Annotated in this window: 20 protein-coding genes; 13 read left to right on the top strand and 7 right to left on the bottom strand. The window is 67.5% G+C overall.

Annotated elements, in window-relative coordinates; all coding sequences use genetic code 11:
* Positions 1 to 6 precede the first annotated feature (6 nt).
* The 3 genes from ACWGRX_RS02915 to ACWGRX_RS02905 all read left to right on the top strand — a co-directional run bounded on the left by ACWGRX_RS02915 (position 7) and on the right by ACWGRX_RS02905 (position 1,740).
* A complete protein-coding gene (locus ACWGRX_RS02915) occupies positions 7 to 801 on the top strand; it encodes an amino acid ABC transporter ATP-binding protein (RefSeq protein ID WP_452116506.1) in 795 nt (264 codons plus the stop codon).
* 185 nt (positions 802 to 986) lie between these two features.
* On the top strand, positions 987 to 1,319 hold the full coding sequence (locus tag ACWGRX_RS02910) for a hypothetical protein (RefSeq protein ID WP_452116347.1): 333 nt from the start codon (positions 987 to 989) through the stop codon (positions 1,317 to 1,319).
* A gap of 133 nt (positions 1,320 to 1,452) precedes the next feature.
* Positions 1,453 to 1,740 (top strand): hypothetical protein, encoded by a 288-nt coding sequence (locus ACWGRX_RS02905; RefSeq protein WP_452116346.1) that lies wholly within the window; start codon positions 1,453 to 1,455, stop codon positions 1,738 to 1,740.
* A 104-nt stretch (positions 1,741 to 1,844) separates the two neighbouring features.
* On the opposite strand, the gene ACWGRX_RS02900 is transcribed toward ACWGRX_RS02905, so the two are convergent.
* Both ACWGRX_RS02900 and ACWGRX_RS02895 read right to left on the bottom strand, forming a co-directional pair.
* On the bottom strand, positions 1,845 to 3,005 hold the full coding sequence (locus tag ACWGRX_RS02900) for a glycerophosphodiester phosphodiesterase (protein ID WP_452116345.1): 1,161 nt from the start codon (positions 3,003 to 3,005) through the stop codon (positions 1,845 to 1,847).
* Positions 3,006 to 3,126: 121 nt separating this feature from the next.
* Complete coding sequence (locus tag ACWGRX_RS02895) at positions 3,127 to 3,267, bottom strand: hypothetical protein (RefSeq protein WP_452116344.1); 141 nt, start codon at positions 3,265 to 3,267, stop codon at positions 3,127 to 3,129.
* A 149-nt stretch (positions 3,268 to 3,416) separates the two neighbouring features.
* Here ACWGRX_RS02895 and ACWGRX_RS02890 point away from each other — a divergent pair, with 149 nt between their 5' ends.
* Together ACWGRX_RS02890 and guaA are read left to right on the top strand one after the other, a co-directional pair.
* Positions 3,417 to 4,715: an RsmB/NOP family class I SAM-dependent RNA methyltransferase gene (locus tag ACWGRX_RS02890; protein WP_452116343.1), complete on the top strand. Its 1,299-nt coding sequence runs from the start codon at positions 3,417 to 3,419 to the stop codon at positions 4,713 to 4,715.
* Positions 4,716 to 4,764: 49 nt separating this feature from the next.
* Positions 4,765 to 6,339 (top strand): glutamine-hydrolyzing GMP synthase, encoded by a 1,575-nt coding sequence (gene guaA, locus ACWGRX_RS02885; protein WP_452116342.1) that lies wholly within the window; start codon positions 4,765 to 4,767, stop codon positions 6,337 to 6,339.
* A gap of 57 nt (positions 6,340 to 6,396) precedes the next feature.
* Here the strand turns inward: guaA and pdxR are convergent, their stop codons facing one another.
* Positions 6,397 to 7,884 carry a MocR-like pyridoxine biosynthesis transcription factor PdxR gene (gene pdxR / locus ACWGRX_RS02880; protein WP_452116341.1) on the bottom strand — a complete coding sequence of 496 codons (1,488 nt, stop codon included), beginning with the start codon at positions 7,882 to 7,884 and terminating at the stop codon, positions 6,397 to 6,399.
* Between the two features lie 112 nt (positions 7,885 to 7,996).
* Here pdxR and ACWGRX_RS02875 point away from each other — a divergent pair, with 112 nt between their 5' ends.
* Positions 7,997 to 9,226 carry a benzoate/H(+) symporter BenE family transporter gene (locus ACWGRX_RS02875; RefSeq protein WP_452116340.1) on the top strand — a complete coding sequence of 410 codons (1,230 nt, stop codon included), beginning with the start codon at positions 7,997 to 7,999 and terminating at the stop codon, positions 9,224 to 9,226.
* A gap of 35 nt (positions 9,227 to 9,261) precedes the next feature.
* Here ACWGRX_RS02875 and ACWGRX_RS02870 read toward each other — a convergent pair whose 3' ends face one another.
* Together ACWGRX_RS02870 and ACWGRX_RS02865 are read right to left on the bottom strand one after the other, a co-directional pair.
* Positions 9,262 to 9,891 (bottom strand): Vgb family protein, encoded by a 630-nt coding sequence (locus ACWGRX_RS02870; protein ID WP_452116339.1) that lies wholly within the window; start codon positions 9,889 to 9,891, stop codon positions 9,262 to 9,264.
* A 48-nt stretch (positions 9,892 to 9,939) separates the two neighbouring features.
* Positions 9,940 to 11,160, bottom strand: a complete 1,221-nt coding sequence (locus ACWGRX_RS02865) for a helix-turn-helix domain-containing protein (protein WP_452116338.1) — start codon at positions 11,158 to 11,160, stop codon at positions 9,940 to 9,942.
* 118 nt (positions 11,161 to 11,278) lie between these two features.
* On the opposite strand from ACWGRX_RS02865, the gene ACWGRX_RS02860 reads away from it, so the two are divergent.
* The 6 genes from ACWGRX_RS02860 (at position 11,279) to ACWGRX_RS02835 (ending at position 15,510) form a co-directional block, all read left to right on the top strand.
* The gene (locus ACWGRX_RS02860) at positions 11,279 to 12,058 is read left to right on the top strand and encodes a DUF899 domain-containing protein (protein ID WP_452116337.1); all 780 of its coding nucleotides are present in this window, start codon (positions 11,279 to 11,281) and stop codon (positions 12,056 to 12,058) included.
* Between the two features lie 7 nt (positions 12,059 to 12,065).
* A complete protein-coding gene (locus ACWGRX_RS02855) occupies positions 12,066 to 12,326 on the top strand; it encodes a hypothetical protein (RefSeq protein WP_452116336.1) in 261 nt (86 codons plus the stop codon).
* Positions 12,327 to 12,443: 117 nt separating this feature from the next.
* Positions 12,444 to 13,019 carry a 2'-5' RNA ligase family protein gene (locus ACWGRX_RS02850; protein WP_452116335.1) on the top strand — a complete coding sequence of 192 codons (576 nt, stop codon included), beginning with the start codon at positions 12,444 to 12,446 and terminating at the stop codon, positions 13,017 to 13,019.
* Between the two features lie 81 nt (positions 13,020 to 13,100).
* Positions 13,101 to 13,451 (top strand): ArsC family reductase, encoded by a 351-nt coding sequence (locus ACWGRX_RS02845; protein ID WP_452116334.1) that lies wholly within the window; start codon positions 13,101 to 13,103, stop codon positions 13,449 to 13,451.
* Between the two features lie 146 nt (positions 13,452 to 13,597).
* A complete protein-coding gene (gene tgt / locus ACWGRX_RS02840) occupies positions 13,598 to 14,722 on the top strand; it encodes a tRNA guanosine(34) transglycosylase Tgt (RefSeq protein ID WP_452116333.1) in 1,125 nt (374 codons plus the stop codon).
* Complete coding sequence (locus ACWGRX_RS02835; RefSeq protein ID WP_452116332.1) at positions 14,719 to 15,510, top strand: hypothetical protein; 792 nt, start codon at positions 14,719 to 14,721, stop codon at positions 15,508 to 15,510. Before tgt ends, ACWGRX_RS02835 begins: the two co-directional genes overlap by 4 nt.
* Here the strand turns inward: ACWGRX_RS02835 and ACWGRX_RS02830 are convergent.
* Positions 15,484 to 16,401, bottom strand: a complete 918-nt coding sequence (locus ACWGRX_RS02830) for a DMT family transporter (protein WP_452116331.1) — start codon at positions 16,399 to 16,401, stop codon at positions 15,484 to 15,486. The two genes, ACWGRX_RS02835 and ACWGRX_RS02830, sit on opposite strands and share 27 nt — an antisense overlap.
* Positions 16,402 to 16,491: 90 nt before the next feature.
* Positions 16,492 to 17,775 carry a phosphopyruvate hydratase gene (gene eno, locus ACWGRX_RS02825; RefSeq protein WP_452116330.1) on the bottom strand — a complete coding sequence of 428 codons (1,284 nt, stop codon included), beginning with the start codon at positions 17,773 to 17,775 and terminating at the stop codon, positions 16,492 to 16,494.
* A 226-nt stretch (positions 17,776 to 18,001) separates the two neighbouring features.
* Here eno and queF point away from each other — a divergent pair, with 226 nt between their 5' ends.
* Positions 18,002 to 18,457, top strand: coding sequence for a preQ(1) synthase (queF, locus tag ACWGRX_RS02820; protein ID WP_066468859.1), 456 nt, complete (start codon positions 18,002 to 18,004; stop codon positions 18,455 to 18,457).
* Positions 18,458 to 18,499: the final 42 nt, after the last annotated feature.

The following is an 18,499-nucleotide window of genomic DNA, read 5'->3' as shown; positions in this document are numbered from 1 at the left end:
ATGGCCATGGCAGAGACCAAGACGAGCGCCGCGCGCCCCGCCGCCCTGAAGCAGACCTCGCTGAACACGGCGACGGCGGTCGAGATGATCGGCGTCAACAAGTGGTATGGCGAGTTTCATGTCCTGCGCGACATCAACCTCAAGGTCGGTCGCGGCGAGAAGCTGGTGATCTGCGGCCCGTCCGGCTCGGGTAAGTCGACAATGATCCGCTGCATCAACCGGCTGGAAGAGCACCAGAAGGGGCAGATCATCGTCGACGGCACGGAACTCACCAACGATCTCAAGAAGATCGACGAGATCCGCCGCGATGTCGGCATGGTTTTCCAGCACTTCAATCTTTTCCCGCATCTGACGATCCTGGAGAATCTGACGCTGGCGCCGATCTGGGTGCGCAAAATGCCGAAGAAGGACGCCGAGGAGATCGCGATGCACTATCTCACTCGCGTCAAGATCCCCGAGCAGGCGGCCAAATACCCCGGTCAGCTTTCCGGCGGCCAGCAGCAGCGCGTCGCCATCGCCCGCTCGCTCTGCATGAGCCCGAAGATCATGCTGTTCGACGAGCCGACCTCGGCGCTCGACCCGGAAATGGTCAAGGAAGTGCTCGACACCATGGTCTCGCTGGCGGACGAGGGTATGACCATGCTCTGCGTCACCCACGAAATGGGCTTCGCCCGCCAGGTCGCCGACCGGGTCATCTTCATGGACGCCGGCCAGATCGTCGAGATGAACGAGCCCAACGAGTTCTTCAAGAACCCGCAGCACGAGCGCACCAAGCTCTTCCTCAGCCAGATCCTGCACTGACCGCAGGTATCTGCCCTTCAGACAGGTTTTCCGGAACGGCGTCCGCTCAGGCAGGCGCCGTTTTGGCTATGGCGGGATCTCGGATACGGCCTCGACCCGCGTTCACGATTGGTTCAAAAAAACTTGCCCATGGTCGCGCCAAGTTCGCGGCAGTGTCCCCGCTGCCGCCGTATTGGAGAACGACCATGAAGCGTATCATCCCCGCCCTCGTCGCGGTCCTGCTCGCCGGGGCCGGCGCCTCTGCCCAGAGCCTGAACATCGGGCCGGGCGGCATCACGGTCGACCCGCGCACGCCGCGCGAACGGGCGATCGATCGCGAAATTCGCCGCGAGGAGAGGGAGCGCGAGATCCGTCGCGAAGAGCGCGCTCGCGAGCGCGACGCCTATGAGCGTCGTCGTGAATGGGAACGCCGCCGCGACTGGCGCGACGGCCGCCGCGGCGAGCGCTGCCGCACCATCACCACTGTCGAGGAGACCCGCCGCGGGCCAGTTCGGCGCACGACCCGCATCTGCGATTGAGCAGGCTCTTCCGGACGTTATCGGGCCGGCGCGGATCGCGCCGGCTTTTTCTGTTCCGCGTCCTGCTCAAGGCCAATCCGGAACTTTCTGGTGATTTTCCGGTTGTTCGCCACAGAAGCAGAGGGAAAACGCGATGAAATTCGCTTTGTCCACGATCGCCATCGGGCTGCTGCTCGGCAGCGCCGGCGTCAGCGCCCAGTCCGTGAGCATCGGCCCCGGCGGCATCTCCGTCGATCCGCGTACGCAGCGTGAGCGCGCCATAGACCGCGAGATTCGTCGCGAGGAGCGCTGGCGCGAGCGTGAGCGCTATGAGCGCCGCCGCGACTGGCGGGCCGAGCGTGGCCGCGATTGCCGCACCATCACGGAAACCCGCGAGACCTCGCGCGGCGAGGTCAGGCGCACCACCCGCGTCTGCGACTAATCGCTCAGGATCGGGGCAGGCAGGATCGAGGCAGGTCGGAAACCAAAGGGGCCGTCCCGCGGTAGCGGGGCGGGCCTCGACCTGCTGGCGGCTCGGGCGCTGGATTACTTCGCGTCGCGCGCCTTAACGGCGGTGCCCGGGAAGTCGGAGAACAGCCCGTCGATGCCGAGCGCGAGGAAGGCCTTGTACTCGGCCGCCGGGTCGCCCTTGAAGTCCGAGGCGAGGCGCTTGGGTTCGCTGCGGAAGGTCCAGGTGTGGACGAAGAGCCCGGCAGCGTGCGCGTCCTTGACGACATTGGTCGGTGCGATCAGCACGCGATCCTGCTCGTCGATCTTGCCGTCGCCATTCAGGTCTTTCGGCTTGCCGTCCTCGCCGATGACCTGCTTGCCGGCCAGGATGTAGGGCTTCCAGGGGCCGACGCCGTCGGCATAGGTCCTGATCTCCTTGAGCCCCTCGGCGGTGACGAGATCCTTGAACGTCCGCTTGTCGCCGGTAACGGCGAAATCATAGGGCTTGTCGAAGGGGGCGGCGAGCACGATGCCGCCATCCTTGTCGACATCGTCGGCATCGACGAGCTGGACGAGGCGCAGCTGGGTCTTGCCGCGCAGATATTTGAGATTGGCGGTCTCGAAGCTCTGGATGATCACCGGCGAGCTCTTCTCGGTCCAGCCGGCGGCCTTGAGCTGGTCGAGCAGCCGGTCCTCGAGCGGCAGGCCGATCGCGGCGTGGAAGATCGGGTGCTTGGTCTCCGGATAGATCCCGATGGTGCGGCCGGTTCGGGTGCTCTCCGCCTTGGCGAGGTCGATCACCTGCTGCAGGGTCGGAATCTCGAACTTGCCGTTATGCGACTGGTCACGATCGGCGAAGGCCTGCTTGGCGCGCAGAGTCTTGAGCTCGGCCAGGGTGAAATCGCCGGCGAACCAGTCATTGGTGTCGACACCGTCGACCTTCTTCACGGTCTTGCGCGCGGCGAATTCCGGCCGGGTCGAGACGTCGGTGGTGCCCGACAGCATAGGCTCGTGCCGCGCCACCAGAACCCCGTCCTTGGTCGCGACCAGGTCCGGCTCGATTAAGTCGGCGCCCTGTTCGATCGCAAGCTTGTAGGCTTCCAGCGTGTGCTCGGGCAGCGTGCCGCTGGCGCCGCGATGGGCGACGATCAGCGCCGGCTTGCCGTCGAGAGTCGGCGCCTGGGCGAGGGCGGCGGGCGCCGCCAGAGAAAGAGCGAATGTGGCCAGCAGCGAGGCCGATTGCAGCAAGGGCTTCATGACGATCCGATCCTTGGACGCGAAATCAGGCGGCAAGCGTGCTCGGTCGATATGACAGCGCTTTGAAGGCGATGCTCTTCTTGTTGGGGCGCCGGTGTCCGGCGCCCATCTCGGCGTCGTCTCAGCGCCGGCCGCTTTCCAGCTTGGTCTTGGCGTCGACCGGTTTGGCCGGAGGCGGGGTCAGATCCTGCTGCGGGGTGGCGCAGGCAGCGAGCGACAGGCAGAACAGGCCGGCGAAGGCAAGGCGGGCGAACTTGGTCATCGGTGACGGCCCCGAGGCTGGGTTGGCGTTACGTAAGCTATTGTATCGTCTTTCTGCTTGTGGAACGACGGCGTCAAGAGCCCCAAACCTTGTTCAGAATCGGTCGAGACCGCGCGCGGTCCGACAAGCACAATCCCAGGAAGCCGGACATGACGCCCGCCGCCCGCATCAGCGCCGCCATCGAGGTCCTGACCGATCTGATCCAGCGCCGCCGGCCCGCCGCGGACGCCTTGAAGGATTGGGGGCTGGCCCGCCGCTTCGCCGGCTCGAAGGACCGCGCCGCCGTCGCCTCGCTGGTCTATGACGCCCTGCGGCGCCGGGCGTCCTCCGCCCATGCGCTCGGCGAGGAGACGCCGCGGGCCCTCGTGCTCGGCATGCTGGTCAGCCAGCGCGGGATGCGGGCGGACGAGATCGCCGCCCTGTTCACCGGCCAGAACCATGCTCCGGCACCGCTGACGGAATTCGAGGTGGCGGGGCTCGTCACCTTCGATCTCTCGGCCGCCCCGGGCTGGGTCCGCGCCGATGTCCCGGAATGGCTCTGGCCTTCCTTCGTCGAGGCCTTCGCCGAGCATGCCGTCGCCGAGGGCGAGGCGCTCGCGGAGCGGGCGCCGGTCGACATCCGGGCGAACCGTCTCAAGACCGGGCGGGACGCGCTGCGTTCCGCGCTGGCTCATCTCCAGCCCGAAATGGGAGCATGGTCGCCGGATGCGCTGCGCTTCCAGCCCGGTCCCGACGGCCGCGGGCCGACGCTGCAGAGCGAGGCCGCCTTCTTCGCCGGCGAGTTCGAGATCCAGGACGAGGGCTCGCAGCTGGTCGCTGCGCTGGCTGGAGCGCGAGCGGGCGAGACCGTGATCGATCTCTGTGCGGGTGCCGGCGGCAAGACGCTGGCGCTGGCGGCGCTGATGGGCAATGAGGGCCGCATCTTCGCGACCGATCTCGACAGCCGCCGGCTCTCGCCGCTGCATGACCGGCTGACGCGCTCCGGGGCGAGCAATGTCGAGGTGCGCGTGCCGCGCAGCCGCGGCCATGACGCGCTCTCCGATCTTTCCGGCACCGCCGATCTCGTCGTCGTCGACGCGCCCTGCACCGGCTCAGGCACCTGGCGGCGCAATCCCGACGCCAAATGGCGCGTGCGTCCGGGCGCGCTTGCCGAGCGGATCAAGGAGCAGGCCGAGGTGCTCGACCGCGCCGCCGGCCTCGTCCGCTCGGGCGGGCGCATCGCCTATATCACCTGCTCGGTCCTGCCCGAGGAGAACGATGTCGCGGTCGAGGCCTTCCTCGCGCGCCATCCCGGCTTCGCCCTGGTCCCGATGCGCGATCTTTTGAGCGCGGGCGAGGTCGACTATGGCCTGCTCGCCCGTTTCGCGACGCAGAGCGGGCTGCAATTGTCGCCGGCACGGACCGGGACGGACGGCTTCTATCTGAGCTGCCTCGCGGCGCCGGGCTGAGCCTCAGCTGGGCGTTGCGCGCGCGCTCGCGATGGCGTAACCGAGCGCGATGAGCGCTCAGCCCCAGAACCCCACCCACGACTCCATCCTCATCATCGATTTCGGCAGCCAGGTGACGCAGCTGATCGCGCGCCGGGTGCGCGAGATCGGCGTCTATTGCGAGATCGCCCCCTTCCAGTCGGCGTCCGAGGCCTTCGCCCGGATGAAGCCGAAGGGCGTGATCTTCTCCGGCGGCCCCGCTTCGGTGCCGGACGCGAATTCGCCGCGCGCGCCGCAGGAGGTCTTCTCCGCCGGCCTGCCGGTTCTCGGCATCTGCTATGGCCAGCAGACCATGGCCCATCAGCTCGGCGGCAAGGTCGAGAGCGGCCACGCCGCTGAGTTCGGCCGCGCCGATGTCGAGATCGTCCAGCCTTCGGCGCTGTTCGCCGGAATCTGGGAGCAGGGGGGGCGCTATCCGGTCTGGATGAGCCATGGTGACCGGGTGACGCAGCTCCCAACCGGCTTCACCGTCAAGGCGACATCCGAGAACGCCCCCTATGCGGTGGCGAGCGACGAGGATCGGCGCTTCTATTCGACCATGTTCCACCCCGAAGTAGTGCACACCCCGGATGGTGGCAAGCTGCTGCGCAACTTCGTCGTCGACATCTGCGGCTGCAAGCCGGACTGGAGCATGTCGGCCTATCGCGCCGAGATGCAGAAGAAGATCCGCGATCAGGTCGGCAAGGGCCGGGTGATCTGTGGGCTCTCCGGCGGCGTCGACTCGGCCGTTGCCGCGGTGCTGATCCACGAGGCGATCGGCGACCAGCTGACCTGCGTCTTCGTCGATCACGGCCTGATGCGGATGAACGAGGCCGAGGAGGTCGTTCGCCTCTTCAGGGATCACTACAATATCCCGCTCGTCCATGTTGAAGCTGAAGAGCTTTTCCTCAGCGAACTCGCCAAGTGCGGCGCCGATCCGGAGGCCAAGCGCAAGACCATCGGCCGGCTCTTCATCGACGTCTTCGACGCCGAGGCGGCCAAGCTGGGCGGCGCCGATTTCCTCGCCCAGGGCACGCTCTATCCCGATGTGATCGAGAGCGTCTCTTTCTCCGGCGGCCCCTCGGTGACGATCAAGAGCCACCACAATGTCGGCGGCCTGCCCGAGCGCATGAAGATGAAGCTCGTCGAGCCGCTGCGCGAGCTCTTCAAGGACGAGGTCCGCGTGCTCGGCCGCGAGCTCGGCCTGCCCGAGGCCTTCGTCGGCCGCCACCCCTTCCCGGGGCCGGGCCTCGCCATCCGCTGCCCCGGCGAGATCACCAAGGAGAAGCTCGACATCCTGCGCAAGGCCGATGCGATCTATCTTGATGAAATCCGCAAGGCCGGGCTCTACGACGTGATCTGGCAGGCTTTCGCCGTGCTGCTGCCGGTGCGCACCGTCGGCGTGATGGGCGACTACCGGACCTACGACCATGTCTGCGCCCTGCGCGCCGTGACCTCGGTCGACGGCATGACGGCCGACTTCTATCCCTACGACATGGCCTTCCTCGGCCGCACCGCGACCCGCATCATCAACGAGGTCAAGGGCATCAACCGGGTGGTCTACGACGTGACCTCGAAGCCGCCCGGCACGATCGAGTGGGAGTGAGGACGGCGCGTCGAACCGTCCGGTGAGCCGCACCGGGTGTCCTTGGCCGCCCGGTCATCAGCGCTTCGCCGTCTGTAGCGCCGTCGCCAGCTTCCCGACCGCCCCTTCGATCTCGCTCGGCGTATAGGCGGCAAAGCCCATCAGGAAGCCGGGCTTGCCGTCGCCGGCGGCGTAGAGAGACGACAATCCCAGCAGCGCGATGCCGGCATGGCGCGCAGCGTCGATGGCGGCACGCTCGGGCAGGCCGGACTTCAGCAGGCAGGGCATCTGCAGCCCGCCGGCCGGCACCTGCGCCTCGGCGACTCCCGTAAGATGCTTGCCGACGAGGCCGGCCAGCAGGCCGAGGCGCTCGGCATAGATGCCGCGCATGGCGCGGACATGGGCGCCGAAATGCCCGCCTTCCATGAAGCGGGCGAGCGTCATTTGGGCGAGCGGGGCGGAATGGCCGTCGAGCAGCGTGCGCGCCACGGTTATCGGCTCGACGAGTTCGCGCGGCAGCACGACATAGCCGATCCGCAGGCCCGGAAAGAGCGATTTGGTGAAGGTGCCGATGTAGATGGTCCGCTCATGGGGATCGAGCCCCTGCACGCAGGCCGTCGGCTTGCCGGCATAGTGGAACTCGCTGTCGTAATCGTCCTCGATGATCCAGGCCTGATGGCGGTCCGCCCATTCGATCAGCGCCAGGCGGCGATCGAGCGCCAATGTCGCGCCGCTCGGGAACTGGTGCGAGGGGGTGAGGAATACGGCCCGGGCCCGGCGTGGCTCGGAAACGATCTCGTCGACCAGCAGGCCCTGATGGTCGAGTCGGATCGGGACGCAATCCAGCCCGGCGGCATCGAAGGCCTTGCGCGCGCCGTAATAGGCGGGGTCCTCGATGAAGATGCGCTCGCCCGCGTCGAGCAGCACGCTCGCGCACAGTGCCAGCGCCTGCTGCGAGCTGGTCAGGACCAGAACCCGGTCGGGCGTGGCATGGGCGCCGCGTTCGAGATTCACATAGTCGGCGATCGCCCGCCGCAGCGGCTCGACGCCTTGCGGGTCGGCATGCAGCAGCGCCGCCGTGCCGGCCTCCTTCAGCACCTGCCGTTCCAGGCGTTCCCAGAGCCGGAGGGGAAAGCTGCGGGTTTCCGGTATGCCCGGCGCGAAGGGCCGCGGCGACAAGAGCTCGCGCACGCCGCCGCTGCGGAATATCGCCTCGCCGCGCCGGCTGAGGTTCGGCGCCTGGCTGGGCCGGGGCGCCGCGCGCCGCCACTGCCGGCGGCCGGGCGCGAGCTCCGACGTCTCCGCCACGAAGCTGCCGCTGCCGACCCGGCGGTCGATGAAGCCTTCGGCATGCAGCTGTGCATAGGCGGATTCGACCGTGTCGCGTGACAGGTCGAGCGATCGCGCCAAAGCACGCGAGGCCGGCAGCGGCTTTCCGCGCCCGAGGGTGCCGTCGAGGATGAGCTGGCGGATCGCACGCTGGATCCTGGCATGCAGCGGCAGCCCCGCATGGGCGGGATGGGCCAGCCAGGCTTTCACCGATTCCAGTTGCGAATGCTTGAACAAATGGTCTGGGCCTCTCTTCGGAAGTGGCTGGGATTGTCAGACCATTAATCGGCTAGTTGTCAACGCGCCACGCAGCGCCTGCGCCCCATCTCTTGGAAGACCTGTCACGATCATGCCGTCCGGTTCCGCGCCTTCCAGCCGCCTCAACGACCTCATGCATCCCGTCGTCGCGGGGTTGATCTCGGTGATCGTCAACTATGGCGGCACCTTCATCCTGGTCTTCCAGGCAGCCAAGGTCGCCGGCCTCAGCCCGGAACTGACCGCTTCCTGGGTCTGGTCGGTCTCGATCGGCGTCGGCGTGACCGGGCTTGTCCTCAGCTGGCGCTATCGCGAGCCGATCATCACGGCATGGTCGACGCCCGCTGCCGCCTTCCTCGTCACCGCGCTCGCGACCACGCCCTATGCCGAGGCGGTCGGCGCCTACATCGTCTCCGCGGCAGCCTTCGTCGCGCTCGGCCTGTCGGGCTGGTTCGAAAGGGTCATCCGCCTGATCCCGCCCGGAATCGCGTCGGGGCTGCTCGCTGGAATCCTGCTGCAATTCGGCATCGGCGCCTTCGGCGGTGCGAGCCTTGATCCGTTGCTGGTCGGCCTTCTGGTCCTCGCCTATCTCGCCTTGAAGCGCTGCTCGCCGCGCTATGCCGTGGTCGGCATACTCGTGCTCGGCCTCGTCTTCCTGCTGCTGCAGGGCAGGGTGGACCTGTCCGGCTTGCGGCTTCAGTTCGCGACGCCGGTCTTCACCATGCCGGAATTTTCGCTCAACGCGCTGCTCAGCGTCGCGCTGCCGCTGTTCCTGATCACCCTGACCGGCCAGTACATGCCGGGAATGCTGGTGCTGCGGAATGACGGCTTCAAGACCAGCGCCGATCCGCTCGTCACCGTGACCGGGCTCGGCTCGCTGCTGATGGCGCCTTTCGGCTCCCATGCCTTCAATGTTGCGGCGATCACGGCGGCGATCGCCACCGGCAAGGAGGCGCATGAGGACCCGTCGAAGCGCTGGACCGCGGGGATCGCGGCCGGCGTGGCCTATATCCTCGTCGGGGTGTTCGGGGTGACGCTGGCGGCGGTGTTCATGGCGTTTCCTGCGACCTTCATCACGACGCTTGCCGGCCTTGCCTTGCTCGGCACGATCGGCGGCAGCCTGGCCGGCGCAATGGCCGACCCCGTGTCCCGCGAGGCGGCTCTGATCACCTTCCTGGCCTCGGCCGCGAACATCCAGCTGCTCGGCATCGGCGGAGCATTCTGGGGCCTGCTGATCGGCCTCGCCGCGCACCTCATCCTGAACGGCCGTCTGCCGCAGCGTGCGCGTGCCGAAATCCTCACAGGGCAGGGCGCAGGGAAATAATGGCTGGGGCGACCATGCCCGCGCCTGGTCGCCATCTAGCGCGGTCGCCGTACCGCTCTGAGCACGCCGCTCTTGCCGCCGCCGCAATAGAAGCGGTCGCCGCCATCGGCCTCGAGGCCTGAGACGCCGGTGCCCGCCGGCATGTCGAGGCGCTCGAGCACCGCGCCGGTCCGCGGATCGACGCGCCTGAGCTCGCTCTCGTCGTTCTCCCAGGTGCCGTGCCAGAGCTCGCCATGGCTCCAGGTCACGCCGGTGACGAAGCGGTTCGACTCGATGCTGCGCAGGACGGCGCCGGTTTCCGGGTCGATCTGATGGATCTTGCGGTTGCGATACTGGCCGACCCAGAGCGTCCCTTCCGCCCAGGCGAGCCCGGAACTGCCGCCGCCCGGCGCCGGGATCGTCGCCAATACGGCGCCTGTCCGCGGGTCGAGCTTCTGGATGCGGTCCTCCGCGATCTGGAAGAGGTGGCGGCCATCGAAGGCCGTGCCGGCATCGGCGGCGACATCGAGCGAGCGTTCGGTCACTCCGCTTTCCGGATCGAGCGCGTTCAGCCTGCCGTCGGTCGCGAACCAGACATGCCGGCCGTCATAGGAGACGCCGTGAACGCCGTCGATGTCGGGGAAGGGGCCGTATTCGCGGATGATCTCGGCTGCTGATCGTTTCATGGCGCGTCTCCAGAACGGGTGCTTGCGACCTTGCTGTCGCCTGCCGTTCTAGCTGCCGGGCGAAGAGGCCGGGAGTAACAACACTGTCGGGAACCCCGGCACGGGTGGCTTCACCCAGCGCAGCGCCGGCCCGCGCCCGAAGGACTGGACCCGGCCCGCCGAGGCGAGCGTCTCGAGCGCGCGCTGCACGCTGCGCGGGCTGGTCGCGAGTGCCAGCGCGAGGCCCGAACTCGACCACGCCTCGCCATCTGAAAGCAGGGCGAGCAGCGCCGCATGCCGTTCCTCGACGGGTGGGGCGAGAACGGCGATCTCGGCGTCGTGGCGAGGAACCATGGCGAAACCGTCGGCCGTCGCGTCGATCGCGGCGAAATCCCTGAGCTCGGCGCGCAGCCGCCCGATCTCGACCCGCAGCCGGGCGCGATGCGATTCATCGACCTGCCTTGCCCGGAAGGCCCGTGCGACGAGGACGCTGCGCGGCACGTGGCCGGGCCAGGCTTCGGCGAGAGCACGCGCCAGCGAGAACAGCACCGGCCGCGTCGCGAGCGAGACCGCCGCATTCCTGCTCCGCACGCTGTTCCGGCAGGCGTCGATGATCAGTGCGCCCGACGCCCGCAGGGCTTCGACCTCTTCGAGCCGGAGAAGCCTGGCTTCGCCCCGTGCGATCAACCGTGCCGCCGGCGCGCGCAGCACGGCCGCCGCGCTCTCGACCTCGGCAATAAGGGCGTCGATACCGGACTGGCGGCCTGCGCGTTCGGCCTGCGCCAATGCGTCGCGGGCGATCTGCGTCCGCAGCCGCCTGATCGCGATTCCGGCAATGACGAGTGCATGCGCAGCCTGCAGGGCAGCCGGGAACGGGCTCGGATCGATCCCGGCCAGCGCTTGCTCTGCTTGGTCGAGCTGGCCGATCAGGAGGAGACGGCGAACCGAAAGATGCCGGGCATGGGCGGCATTCAGCCGGTCGCCATGTTGCTCCAGCACCGTCTGGGCCGCCTCGAGCGCCTTCGCCGGCCAGCCGAGATCGCGCGAAACCAGGGCGATCTCGGCTTCGGCGACGATACATCTCGCGCGGGAAACCGCTTCTCTCGGCCCGAAGCCGCGTGCCGCCTTCTGCAGCAAGGCCTTGGCGCGGGCAAAGTCGCCGAGCCGGGCCATGGCGATGCCGCGCAAGGCCAGTGCCGGCGGGTCCTCGCGCAGCGCGACGCGGTTCAGCACACCGAGCAGATCGCCCGCCGCCAGCGCACGCGCCGCGGCCGTGATCATCGAGTCCATTCAGATCCCGCCAAACTTGTCACTCCCAGCGTCTCACGGTCGGCGACTACCAACAAGGCGACGCCGCTCCGCCACGAAACCCGCGGCGCAGGACAGGCGACGACAGGAGACAAGATCGATGACGATGCATCCGACCGCTTCACGCGACGAATGGCTCGCAGCGCGCATCGCACTGCTAGGCAAGGAAAAGGAGCTGACGCGGCTCAGCGACGAACTCGCCCGCCAGCGCCAGCAACTGCCCTGGGTCCGTATCGACAAGGCGTTCCGCTTCGAGACCGAGGAGGGCCCGGTCTCGCTGGCGGAGCTGTTCCGGGGGCGCTCGCAGCTCCTCGTCTACCACTTCATGTTCGGGCCCGATTACAAGGCGGGCTGTCCGTCCTGCTCGGCCATCGCCGACGGCTTCAACGGCATCACGGTGCATCTCGCCAACCACGACGTGACGCTGATGGCGGTCTCCCGCGCGCCGCTGGCCAAGCTCCTGGCTTACAGGCAGCGCATGGGCTGGCGCTTCCCCTGGGCCTCGTCCTCGGACGGTGCCTTCAGTTTCGACTTCAACGTCTCCTTCACCGATCAGCAGCAGCGCGACGGCTCGATCGAGTACAATTTCCAGCGCGAGCCGGCCTTCGTATGGCGTTCGCGTCTGGAAGGCGACAGCACCTCGGTCACTGAGCGCTTCGCCGCCACGACTGGCACCGATGTGGCGAGCTATACGCGCGAGCGGCCGGGCGTGAGCGCCTTCGTCATCGAGGACGGTGTCGTCTACCACACCTATTCGACCTATGCGCGCGGCGTCGACGGCATCTGGAGCATGTATCCCTGGCTCGACCGGGCTCCCAAGGGCCGCAACGAGGCGAACGGTCCGTGGTGGCGGCGCCATGACGAGTATGAACGGAGCTGAGGCGGTCATGGAAAGCCGCTCCGATCCCGTCGGTGCCGTCGCCCTCGGTGCAGCGAACTGGCTGGCCTTGGCCGCAGCGCCGACCTTCGCCACCATGGGCGTGCTCACGCTGGTCTTCGAGAGCGGCGCGCCGACGGTCCTGTGCCCGGCCATGCCGGGCGCCGGGCCGATCTACGGCATGGCTGCGATGTACCTGCTGATGAGCGTCTTCCATCTGGCACCCTGGCTCAGACTGGCAGCCGGTCGGAGGTCCGCTGCTTCGGCCTGAGGCAGGCAGCAGGCAGGAAGGCTTGCCTCGCTGCGAGCTCGCCCGGCGCGTCGGGCTCTTGTATGTATGTTCTCTTTATGTTCTTTTTCTTGCAAGGGCGTAACCGAGGAGAGGCACATGCTGATGGCCGAACCGGGCGGGTATCGGCTTCGCCAGCCCGCTAATCGCTACTTCTTCGCCGTCCTGCCGACGGCCGAGGCGGCCAGGGCAATCGCCTGCATCGCCGACGGGTTTCGGAGAGCCCACGACCTCCGCGGACCGATCATCGGGCCGGGCCGCTACCATATCTCGCTCTGCGGCGTCGGTGCGCCCGGTCCGGTGCCGGACGAGGTGCTGTCCTCGCTATTGGCTGTCGGCGACCAGGTTCGTTGCCAGCTATTCGATGTCGGCTTCGATCATGCCGTGAGCTTCAGCCAGGGCGCGCGCAAGCGGCCTCTGGTCCTCGCCAGCAGCGAGGGATTGCCGGCGTTGGGCTGGCTGCAGGCCGGGCTCAGGCGCGCCATGGCCGCATACGAACTCCCGGTCAAGCGCCAGTTCAATCCGCATCTGACCATGCTCTATGACGAGCAGATCGTGCTGGAAACCGGCATCCCGCCGCTGCGCTGGACGGTGCGCGACTTCGTGCTGATCCACAGCGTCAACGGAGAAGGCCGGCACCGCCATCTGGCGCGCTGGCCGCTCGTCGTCGCTTGATCCCCGTCGCCTCTCATGCGAGGCGAGGTGCGTCCGCCATCGGGGCGGGCACTGCAACGATCTGCGCGAGCGATTGAACGAATGGTCACCCTCTACGGCATCCGCAATTGCGACACGATGAAGAAGGCGTGGAGCTGGCTTGAAGCTCATGGCATCGCCTACGAGTTCCACGACTACCGGGCCGTCGGCATCGACCGGGCGCGGCTGGAGGCCTGGTGCCGCGAGCTTGGCTGGGAGAAGGTGCTCAACAAGGCCAGCACGACCTTCCGGGCGCTGCCGGAGGCGGAGAAGCAGGAGCTTGATGCCGACAAGGCCGTTGCCCTGATGCTGGCCCAGCCGACCATGATCAAGCGCCCGGTGCTCGACACCGGCGAGCGCCGCCTGCTCGGTTTCAAGCCGGACGCCTACGCTGCCGCCTTCGCCAAGCGGTAGAGCTGGGGCGTCGTTGCGAGTGTAGCGAAGTAATCCAGCCTCATGGAGCTTTGCCGTCTCCGGATGGCTTCGTTGCTGCGCTCCTCGCAATGACGGTCGGCGTAATCGCTCTTCCGTAGAGCGCCGGGCTGGGCTAGGCCGGCGAAATGACAACAGATTTCAGCTTCCATCTGCTCGGCCGTGACGGCTCTGCACGGACCGGCGAGGTCCGGATGCCGCGCGGCGTGATCCGCACCCCCGCCTTCATGCCGGTCGGCACGGCCGCGACCGTCAAGGGCATGTATCCCGAGCAGGTGAAGGCGCTCGGCGCCGATGTCGTGCTCGGCAACACCTATCATCTGATGCTGCGCCCCGGTGCCGAACGCGTTGCCAGGCTCGGCGGCCTGCACAAGTTCATGAACTGGCCACACCCGATCCTGACCGATTCCGGCGGCTTCCAGGTGATGTCGCTCGCCAATCTGCGCAAGCTGACCGAAGAGGGCGTGACCTTCCGCTCCCATATCGACGGCTCGAAGCATGTGCTGACACCGGAGCGCTCGGTCGAGATCCAGAACCTGCTCGGCTCCGACATCGTGATGCAGCTCGACGAATGCGTCGCCCTGCCTTGCGAGCACAAGGTCGCGGAGAAGGCGATGCGGCTGTCGCTGCGCTGGGCCGAGCGCTGCAAGGCGGCTTTCGGAACGCAGCCGGGCAGGGCGCTGTTCGGCATCGTGCAGGGTGGCGACGTGCCTGCCCTGAGGGTCGAGAGCGCGCGCGAACTCGCCGCCATGGACCTCAAGGGCTACGCCATCGGCGGGCTCGCGGTCGGCGAGCCGCAGGAGGTGATGCTGGCGATGATCGAGACGGTCGAGCCGCATATGCCGCAGGAAAAGCCGCGCTATCTGATGGGCGTCGGCACGCCCGACGACATCGTCGAGGCGGTACGCCGCGGCGTCGACATGTTCGACTGTGTGATGCCGACCCGGGCCGGGCGCCACGGCCAGATCTTCACGCGCTTCGGCAGGATGAACCTGAAGAACGCCAAGCACGCCGAGGATGTCAGGCCGATCGATCCGCAATCGAGCTGCCCGGCCGCGAACAGCTATTCGCGCGCCTATCTGCACCATCTGGTCAAGGCCGAGGAGATGCTCGGCAAGATGCTGCTGACCTGGATCAACCTCGCCTATTACCAGGATCTGATGGCCGGGCTCCGGGGCGCCATCGCGGCCGGCCGGCTGGGCGATTTCATCGCCGAGACCAAGCTGGGCTGGGAGCGGGGCGAGCCGGCGTGATCGAGCCCTGGCTTGCGCTGCTCGCCCTGAAGATGGCGATCGCCGCCGGCATCGTCGTCGGCTGCTCGGTCATCGCCGAGCGTAGCGGCCCTTTCCTGGCTGCGATGATCGCGACCCTGCCGATCTCGGCGGGGCCGGTCTATGTCTTCCTCGCTCTGGAGCATGATCCGGCCTTCATCGCGGCGAGCGCGCTCGCCGGCATGGCGACCAATCTCGCCAATGGCGGCTTCCTGCTCGCCTATGTGCCGCTGGCGCAGCGCTTTGGTCTCGTCGTCAGCCTTGGGGCGGCGCTGCTGAGCTGGTCGGCGGCGATCCTGCTGTTTCGTGCCAGCCAGGCACCGTTCCCGGTTCTTCTGGCGCTCACACCGCCGGTCTTCCTCCTGCTCAATCGCCTGCTGGGTCCCTATCGGCAGGCCCGTCCCGCCGTGCCGCCCAAACGCGTCTGGTTCGCGATCCCGCTGCGCGCGGCAGCCGTCGCTACCCTGGCGGGCGTCGCGAGCACGGTCAGCGCGCAGGTCGGCCCCACCTGGTCCGGCGTGATGGCCGGGATGCCGATCGTGCTCTCGAGCCTGGTCGTCATTCTCCAGCCGCGGATCGGCGGGCCGGGCTCGGCGGCGGTGATCGCCAACTCCGCCATCGGCTTTCTCGGCTTCGGCGGGGCGCTGGCGGTGGTGCACCTTGCCGCGCCGGCGCTGGGGTCATGGCCGGCCCTGACGCTCGGCCTCTGCGTCAGCATCGGCTGGAACCTGGCGCTGATGGGCCTAGCGCGCCGCCGTGCGGCGCCATGAGGCGACGAACAGCCCGGCAATGATCATGGCGATGCCGCCGATCTGCAGGCCGCTCGGGATCTCGCCGAGCACCGGAATGGCGAGCAGCGTGCCGATCACCGGAATCATCGGCGGGAAGCGGCCAATCACCGCCGAACCTAGAATCGGCGCCGACCAGCTCCAGATCCACAGGCCGACGATGACGTTGAGGACGCCCTGATTGATGGCATGCGCTGCCAGAACCCACCAGGGAGCGACGTCGAAGCCGCGGAAGAAGAACAGGAAATAGAAGGGCAGGTAGAGCATCGACAGGACCGAGACGACGGCGGTCGCCTTCAGCGCGTCGACGCGCCAGAGCTGGACGACGAGCGGATAGCCGCCCCAGATCAGGCCGACACCTAGGAAGCAGAGATCGCCGAGGAGGATCGTGTCGCTGGTCTGGCGCGTCCCGGCGATACCGAGACAGGCGAGGCCGACGAGCACTGCCAGGACGCCGATGACGAGCGGGCGTGTCAGCCTGCTGCCGAACAGCACGACGCTGCCGACGATGCCGATCACCGTGACGGTGCCGGGACCGATGACCGCCCCGTGCGCGGCGGGCGCCAGGGTCAGGCCGGTCATCATCAGATAGCTCATCGGGAAGCCGCTCATCACGGCGAGGGCGAGCCCGCGTGGCCAGCCGATGCCGGCGCAGGAGGTGATGCCGGCAGAGATGAAGGTCGGGAGCAGCAAGAGGCCGGCGGTGGCGAAGCGCAGCGCCAATATGTCGTGCGAACTCAGGCCGTTGAGCACCGCATGCCGGCTGACGACGAAGTTCGCGCCGAAGATCAGCATGGCGAGCGTCATGCCGCCGAAGGCCAGCCGACGCCGAAGGCGGATCTTCGCGTCGGAAAGCGGCACTGTCTGATGCATGCTCCGGCTTAGCGCCGGAGCATGGTCTTCGTTAGTGGGTTTGCCGCATGGGCTGTGCGCGCCGCTCGCGTTGCGGTGCACAAAAAACCGTCAGGCGAGCGCCTTCAGGGCGGAGCGGCCGGCATAAATCGCCTGGTCGCCGAGCTCCTCCTCGATGCGCAGGAGCTGGTTGTACTTCGCGGTCCGGTCGGAGCGGGCGAGCGAGCCGGTCTTGATCTGTCCGCAATTGGTCGCGACCGAGAGGTCGGCGATGGTGGAATCCTCGGTCTCGCCCGAGCGATGCGACATCACCGCGGTATAGCCGGCGCGCTGGGCCATCTCGACAGCCGCCAGGGTCTCGGTCAGCGTACCGATCTGGTTGACCTTGACCAGGATCGAGTTGGCGGTCTTCGCCTTGATGCCCTGCGACAGGCGCGTGACGTTGGTGACGAAGAGATCGTCGCCGACGAGCTGGCACTTGTCGCCGACGAGATCGGTCAGCGCCTTCCAGCCCTCCCAGTCATCCTCGGCCATGCCGTCCTCGATCGAGACGATCGGATAGCTGCCGACAAGCTTGGCGAGGTACTTGGCCTGCGCCTTGGGATCGCGGGTTTTGCGTTCGCCCGCATAGACATAGGCACCATCCTTGAAGAACTCGGTCGCGGCGCAGTCGAGCGCCAGGGCGATGTCCTCGCCGGGCTTGTAGCCGGCCTTCTCGACCGCCTGCATGACGAAGTCGAGCGCTGCTTCCGCCGACTTGATGTTGGGAGCGAAGCCGCCCTCGTCGCCGACATTGGTGTTGTGGCCGGCGTCGTGGAGCGCCTTCTTCAACGTGTGGAAGATCTCCGCGCCCATGCGCAGGCCTTCGGCGAAGGAGGGTGCGCCGATCGGCATCACCATGAATTCCTGGAAGTCGATCGGGTTGTCGGCATGGGCGCCGCCATTGACGATGTTCATCATCGGCACGGGCAGGACGCGGGCCTGGGTGCCGCCGACATAGCGGTAGAGCGGCAGGCCGGAGGCGTCGGCGGCGGCCTTGGCGACGGCGAGCGAGACACCGAGAATGGCGTTGGCGCCGAGCTTGCTCTTGTTGGGCGTGCCGTCGAGCTCGATCATCGTCTCGTCGATCGCGACCTGGTCCTCGGCGTCCATGGCGACGAGAGCCTCGGCGATGGTCATATTGACCGCCTCGACCGCCTTCTGCACGCTTTTGCCGAGATAGCGGCTCTTGTCGCCGTCGCGCAGTTCGACGGCCTCATGCGCGCCGGTCGAGGCGCCCGAGGGAACCGCGGCGCGGCCCATCGAGCCGTCTTCGAGGATGACGTCGACCTCGACCGTCGGGTTGCCGCGGGAATCGAGGATCTGGCGGCCGATGATGTCGATGATCGCGGTCATGGCGGACTCCGGAGAGAGGCGGGAACGGATTGATGTCGCGCTTCTAGACAAGAGCAGGGGCGACGGGAAGGGGTGGTGGCGTTTGCGGGGCGTCAGCGATACAAGCCGCGCTTGAAAAGAACCGGATGCCGCCCACCGGCGGTCTCATTGAAGCATCTCTGATCCTTCGAGCCGTGCGCGTTCGCGTGCCCATCAGGAGGCGGGATGGATGTCGATTGGAGCGACGATGACCCTCGATGCCTCGACCCTGCAGCTCGGCCAGGCCAGCGCCCTGCCGCAATCGCCGGAGGAAGCCCGCCTCGACCGTGTGCCGAACCCGCATGCCGGCACGGATTATCTCGCCCGCTTCACCTGCCCGGAATTCACCTCGATCTGCCCGGTCACCGGCCAGCCCGATTTCGGCATTCTGGTGATCGACTATCTGCCCGGCGACTGGCTGGTCGAATCGAAGTCGCTGAAGCTTTATCTCGGCGCCTTCCGCAATCATGGCGCCTTTCACGAGGATTGCACGGTCAATATCGGCAAGACGCTGGTCGAGCTGCTGCAGCCGAAATGGTTCCGCATCGGCGGCTACTGGTATCCGCGCGGCGGTATCCCGATCGATGTTTTCTTTCAGACCGGCGAGCCCCCCAAGGGCTTGTGGCTGCCCGACCAGGGCGTGGCGCCCTATCGCGGGCGCTGAGAGGTCGTCATTCCGGGGCGCCGCGCCATGCGATGTCCCGGA

The organism is Allobosea sp. NPDC055594, assembly GCF_053618995.1.
Note: the sequence above shows the minus strand (reverse complement) of the source record. Positions and strands in the feature narration are given on the sequence as shown.